Origin of the sequence: Vibrio owensii CAIM 1854 = LMG 25443 (genome assembly GCF_000817815.1) — a bacterium.
Lineage (GTDB): Bacteria > Pseudomonadota > Gammaproteobacteria > Enterobacterales > Vibrionaceae > Vibrio > Vibrio owensii.
Map to the genome: position 1 here is coordinate 1 of NZ_JPRD01000088.1, position 5,881 is coordinate 5,881.

Genomic DNA, 5,881 nt, shown 5'->3' on the forward strand with positions numbered 1-5,881 from the left:
GTTTAACTGATCGGCATTAAGGCATATAGCCTCGCTTTTCTTTTGGCTGTATTTGTAACGCTAAGCTGCAAACTTCAAACCCGCGATACTCGCAACAATGAGCAGTAAGCTGATTAGCTTGATTAGTGTGGCCGGTTCATTAAATAAATAGATACTGGCAATTACGGTACCTATCGCACCAATACCCACCCAAACGCCATAAGCAACGCCTAGCGGTAACGTTCTTAGTGCGATACCCAGTAACCAAAAGCTCAACCCCATAAATCCAATAGTGAATGCAGATGGTGCAAACTTACTAAAATCTTCGGTGTATTTTAGCCCGACCGCCCATGCGACTTCGCATAGACCAGCAAGAAAAAGAATTGCCCAAGCCATTGAGAGATTCCTAACGATTGGGGTCGTCCCCGAGAAAGAAAAGAGCGGTGAGGTCGTCCTCACTTCTGTTAGACGCCTAGTATAAAGAAAAATTTCCCACTACTAAAACTCAGATGAGTAGCGAACAAAGTCTATCCAAACTGATTAATATGAAATACAAACCCAAACACATTAAATAAAATAGACATCATTATTTAACAGTTTGAATATAACCTTCTGCTGTTGAAAATGATGCATTTATTGCATTAATCACACAAAACTTGAGCAAACGTGTAACTACGCAATCATTTGCGTGACCTAGTTCGATTACAAAGGCTACTGATAACTTTAGTATTTGTGCGAATCCAATTATAAGGTATGACATCCCCATGAAATACATCAAAACTCCTCTTGCTCTCCTTGTTGGTGCAGCGCTTTTAACTGGCTGTAATGACGATACGACAAACAACTACTATCCTTCTGAGCCTCCAGTAACAGTTGCAAAAGACGTTAAGTTCGCAGCGTTCAACCTATCATTTGATCGAAACACTTATAAAGATCTTGTTGAAGAAATGAAGCTAACGGCTGAAGAGCAAGAACAGCTCATTCAAGGTTGGAAAGATGACACATTGAATGATGCAGACAAAGCGAAAACAGAAAAAGTAATTCAAATTAGAAATGTGGCAGCGATCATTCAACATGAGAAGCCTGCTGTTCTTTTGATGGCAGAATTCAATAACGATGGTGAAGGCAAAGATGTTGCTGCAATTACTGGTTTCCGCTTGAATTACTTAGCTGTACCTCAAAGCTTGAATAGTATTGATGGTGGTGATCTGCAAGAACCTATCGCTTTCCCTTATTTTGAAAACTATGCAACAAATACAGGCCTTCAGAGCGGTTATGATCTGGACCGCAATGGTTCGATTGGTGGTGCTAATGATGCATGGGGTTACGGTACATACCACGGTCAATACGCTTTCGCTCTAATTTCTCAGTTCCCTATTGATAAAGAAAACACGCGTACTTTCCAAAACTTTAAATGGAGCGATATGCCTGGAGAAAAAAACCAGTTATTGTTGACTGTGACGACAATGGCTTAACATGTGGTGAAGAATGGTACAACGAGGAAGCTTGGGCAAACATGCCGCTATCATCGAAAAACCATGTCGACGCGCCTATCAAAATCACTAAAGAAGATGGAACAATTGAAACCGTTCATGTTTTGATGTCTCACCCGACGCCACCAATTTTCAATAACGCTGCAATGGACAACAAAATTCACAATATCTGACCGCAATTAATGACCTGATGAACCACAAGAATGTAAATACGAACGCAACATGCGGTACGTTAGCACCTTCAAGTTGGGGTGGTCCAGAGTGTCTTGCAAACGGGGAATGTAAAGCAGAAAACTGGGATACTCCTTACCCAAATCAAGTAACAAGCACGTCTGGATTAAGGCTTGACCATGTAATTCCATCGAGCGAGATGAACGTAGTTGACTCTGCTGTCTTCTGGCCAGCAAGCTTTGAAGATGGAAGAAAACTGATGAATGACGATAGAATTGGCTACGGAAATGCCAAATCTATTTCATCATATCATCGATTAGTTTCGATCAAAGTAGAGCTTTAATAAGCGACAACAAAGCCTCGGTTTATGCCGAGGCTTTTTGTTTATCAACGATCAAACTACCAACGGTATGTAAGTGATACGCCCATATCTTCGCTCGTCACCCAAGGAACAAGCTGAACATTTTCATCATAAGCGTCAGTGAACACGTATGCGGTCAAGGTTCCTAAAGCGGCACCAGCAAGTACATCGCGCCAATAGTGTTTCTTCGCCTCTACTCGACCAACACCAACTAAAGTCGCGACCCCATAAGCAGGTAAGCCCGCTTCCCAACCATAACGTAAATAAAGGTTTGTCGCCGAAGCAAAAGCGTTAGCCGTATGGTTAGAAGGGAAACTGTCATTACCACTTTTGTCTGGGCGCTCCGCATCGATGGTCGTTTTACCAATCAAACCAATTCCTGACGCAGCGCCAATACTGAAACCGGCTTGCCAAAAACCTTCCCAGTCCCCTTTATATGCGGGTACTGCGGCAGCCGTTGCAACCAACCCATAAGCACCGATATCGGTAAGCACGTCCCAATCTTTTTCACTCATCGCGTTTGCCGATTGAGCGCCAAAAATAGAGACAACACCAACTAAACGTACAATTTTCTTCATTAATACAACCGATTAGAATTTATATGCGCGCGAAAACTACCACAGCAGTCGCCATTGTTCGACTGGAAACTGTAACAATTAAAACGTGAATTGATTGTGAAAAAAAGCCAACCACAAGAGATGTGATTGGCTGTATATACGTGTGAACAATTGGGTTCACTAACAACGTCAGTTGGCTAGGTGACCCTCGGCTTAAAAGGGTCGCTATAACTAAAGCATTAGGCATGCCAGCTTTCTGATGCACTCAAACCGATTGCTATTCAACCATTTGCATCTAGTTTGAACGAATAATCACTCTTGCGAGATAAAATCATATGCATATTGCAAACAGTCTTTTGCAAATAGCAAACAAGTTACACTGGGCATTAAGGTTTACGAGCAAGGTCTCGCGCTAAAATCAAAGTTAAGCCAAAAACCTGCAAAAACAGTCCAATGCTTTTGTACCATGCGGTCTTTTCTTCCAAACTCAACATGACTTCAGTTACCTCAAGGTTTTCTAGGTAGTAACTGTCGATGCGATTCCGATAGTTAGCTTGAGCTTGGTTGATTTCAGACATAAGGTTGGGCAGTTGGGTGATCTCAATGGCGCTAACCTTCTCCCCAGTCCATGCAGAAAGGTGTCCTTGTAGGACTTGATTCATCTCTTCAGACACCGCTTCGCTTGGGGACAAATGGAGATGCAGTAGCAACACTTCTCGCTTTCTCTCAAGCGTTTCTACACTGTTCCACGCCAATTGAATGGAGTACAAGTTGTCGGTCTTTTGATCGGCCAACAAACTGGTTTCTTTTCCTAGTTTATCGAGCACCACGCTCGTCAGTACGATCGCCGCGATATTTAGCACCAATCCGATAAGAACCAGTAGCCAAGCTGGAGGTAAGTAAGTCGCGTTTTTTACCATAAATTACCGTAAGGTAAGCAGATTAAGTTCAGCACCACTAAACCAATCATAGTAAAGAAGGTGAACTTCATCCCGGTCACGCGCCCTTTTAAGTCTTCACCTAATATTCCTCGCGCATGAATAATGCGCCCAATGACGAATGCGATACCACTAAGATGAATCAGCCAAACCGATGCACCGTTGTATTCGACGAGTGCCATAAGAATCAGAGTAATAGGAATGTATTCACTTGCGTTGCTTTGGGCACTTCGGGCGATTTGAAGCGCTTCAACGCCACCGTCAGCGTAAGCGATTTTGTTGCTTCGTCGTTGTTTGATTACTTGAAAAGCGAGCCAGATGAGCAGTAAAGCGAGAATGGATGCGTAGAGAGCGGTGATCATAAATCTTCCTTCTTTAGATATTGCGATAGCATTCGAATAACGAAAACTAAGGGCTAACTATATATTAAATATAAGCTAGCCCTATGAATCTAAAGAAGGAATTGGTTAAATTGAGTGGTCAGCAAGCTTTTTTCTTTTTGATAGCTTAGCGATGCCCTCGAAGATCGTGAACAGAAGACCCACCCAAATAAAGGCAAAAGTCACCGCTTTAACGCTGTCGAACACCTCACCAAAGAACACGACAGCCAGTACGAACTGCAAGCTTGGCTCAATGTACTGCATCAACCCCACCGTCGATAAATTGGTGATGCGAATCGCAATCGAATAGAAAATCAGCGGCAAAAGTGTCACAGGCGCACTCCCCAAGTAGAGCATAAAGGTGGTCATATCCACGGTTGAGGCCAACTCGCCCACTGTCACTTGTTTTACGATTAAGTAAGTGAGTGCGATTGGCGTCAGCACTACCGCTTCGATAAACAGCGTCGTACTCCAATCAAAGTTAATCTTCTTCTTAAGCAAACCATAAAGAGAGAAGAATATCCCCATTGTCAGAGCGACCAGTGGTAATTGACCGTACTGAATAACTTGATATAACACGCCGATAGTCGCCAGAAGAATCGCGATGAACTGCCCTTTTGAGAGCTTATCACCCAACACAAACACGCCGAGTGCAACAGAGATTAATGGGCCAATAAAGAAGCCTAAGCTCGCATCAATGACGCGGTTGTTCGTTAACGCCCAAGTGAATGCCACCCAAGAAATGCACATTAAGCTACTGGCAACAAACGTATACCAAAGCGATTTTTTATCCTGCCAGATCGCAGACCATTTTGGCATATGACGCGTGATCGCCAGAACGAGAACAAACCCTACAGGCACTGAACCAATAATACGCAGCGCTAGCAGTTCATCCATCGATGCGTTTGGTAAAAAGCGATAGTAAATTGGCAACAGTCCCCAAATGACGAAGGACAATGCAGCCATAAAGTTGCCGTAACGATTGCTGTTCATAACTAACTCGACAAATAAAAAGTGAGGTGATTCTATAGAGCAAAGTGCTTTTGTAAAGCGAATTTGAAACGATGACTCAACTTTACAATGCTAGGCCTTGAACCACGGCGGTAATACCACTAACAAAACACAGCGTAAGTGCGCCAAAGCCATTAAAAACACAATCAAAATGTTTCACTATCTGAGTTCTTAAGTCTCACATTTTGCTACTTACAAAATCAGTGGTGCCCTATCATAACATTTATAAAACGAATGCTATCAAGAACAAAAGTATGGAAATGTAATCACACTACATTTAGAGTGAATAAGCCAATAAAATTTACCAAAGATGAACTTTAGCAGCCTATGGCACCATAAAACACATAAATATTAGACTATCGTATCAAATCAACTTAAAGGTGGTTTATGAAAAGAAAATCAGGTTTTACTTTAATTGAGCTTGTTGTTATCGTAATTCTTGGCATCCGTGCTGTTACTGCCGCGCCACGCTTTTTAAACATTCAAGACGAAGCTCGTTTAGAAGGTATGAAAGGTGCAATCGCTTCAGATCTCGGGATTGGGAAAATGGCGGTAGTAGGATTGGAGACCTTTCCTTACATTTCCAACAAACATACTGACGCGGGTTCGGGTCAAGGTCCCGTAGTTTTACCTTTCCCCAGATATGACACATCAGGAAGCGAGTCATGCACTTTTAGGTATGGTTATCCAGATGCCAATGAAACTAGCCATGCAATTCTGGTTGCTGAGCTAGACAACCAATATGCAGAAAGTGATTGGAAAGTGACTCAAATTGACAACATTCAGGTTGTAATATCAGCTCGCGATGACAAAAATTCGCCCACAACGCAGTGTGGTATCTTGTACGCTCCACCAAAGACCGAGAGTGAAAGTTATACTCTCGAAATGCTACTTTTTCCTTTCAAATACCCCATAAACGAGGAAACACTCATCTTCGGTGGTATCTCTAAAAGTATATGAATATGATCTGCGCAGCATTCCGCTTCAATAA

General features: G+C 42.5%; 5 protein-coding genes and 3 pseudogenes. 2 read left to right on the plus strand and 6 right to left on the minus strand.

The window, feature by feature from the left end; all coding sequences use genetic code 11:
• Nucleotides 1-60: 60 nt before the first annotated feature.
• Nucleotides 61-375, minus strand: a complete 315-nt coding sequence (locus H735_RS29105) for a DMT family transporter (RefSeq protein WP_020197929.1) — start codon at nt 373-375, stop codon at nt 61-63.
• A 368-nt stretch (nt 376-743) separates the two neighbouring features.
• Here H735_RS29105 and H735_RS29115 point away from each other — a divergent pair.
• Nucleotides 744-1,986: pseudogene (locus tag H735_RS29115) on the plus strand (endonuclease/exonuclease/phosphatase family protein).
• Nucleotides 1,987-2,042: 56 nt separating this feature from the next.
• Here H735_RS29115 and H735_RS29120 read toward each other — a convergent pair.
• The 4 genes from H735_RS29120 to rarD form a co-directional block, all read right to left on the minus strand.
• Nucleotides 2,043-2,582, minus strand: a complete 540-nt coding sequence (locus H735_RS29120; RefSeq protein ID WP_020197927.1) for a phosphatase PAP2 family protein — start codon at nt 2,580-2,582, stop codon at nt 2,043-2,045.
• A 365-nt stretch (nt 2,583-2,947) separates the two neighbouring features.
• Nucleotides 2,948-3,481 carry a hypothetical protein gene (locus H735_RS29125; RefSeq protein WP_020197926.1) on the minus strand — a complete coding sequence of 178 codons (534 nt, stop codon included), beginning with the start codon at nt 3,479-3,481 and terminating at the stop codon, nt 2,948-2,950.
• Nucleotides 3,475-3,861 carry an MAPEG family protein gene (locus H735_RS29130; RefSeq protein WP_020197925.1) on the minus strand — a complete coding sequence of 129 codons (387 nt, stop codon included), beginning with the start codon at nt 3,859-3,861 and terminating at the stop codon, nt 3,475-3,477. The genes H735_RS29125 and H735_RS29130 overlap by 7 nt, the downstream gene beginning before the upstream one ends.
• Nucleotides 3,862-3,966: 105 nt before the next feature.
• Nucleotides 3,967-4,872 (minus strand): EamA family transporter RarD, encoded by a 906-nt coding sequence (gene rarD, locus H735_RS29135; protein ID WP_020197924.1) that lies wholly within the window; start codon nt 4,870-4,872, stop codon nt 3,967-3,969.
• Nucleotides 4,873-5,277: 405 nt separating this feature from the next.
• Between rarD and H735_RS31950 the strand changes: the two are divergent.
• Nucleotides 5,278-5,790: pseudogene (locus H735_RS31950) on the plus strand (MSHA biogenesis protein MshA); the annotation flags it as partial.
• Here the strand turns inward: H735_RS31950 and H735_RS31815 are convergent.
• Nucleotides 5,775-5,881, minus strand: a pseudogene (locus H735_RS31815) (transposase); the annotation flags it as partial. The pseudogenes H735_RS31950 and H735_RS31815 overlap by 16 nt on opposite strands.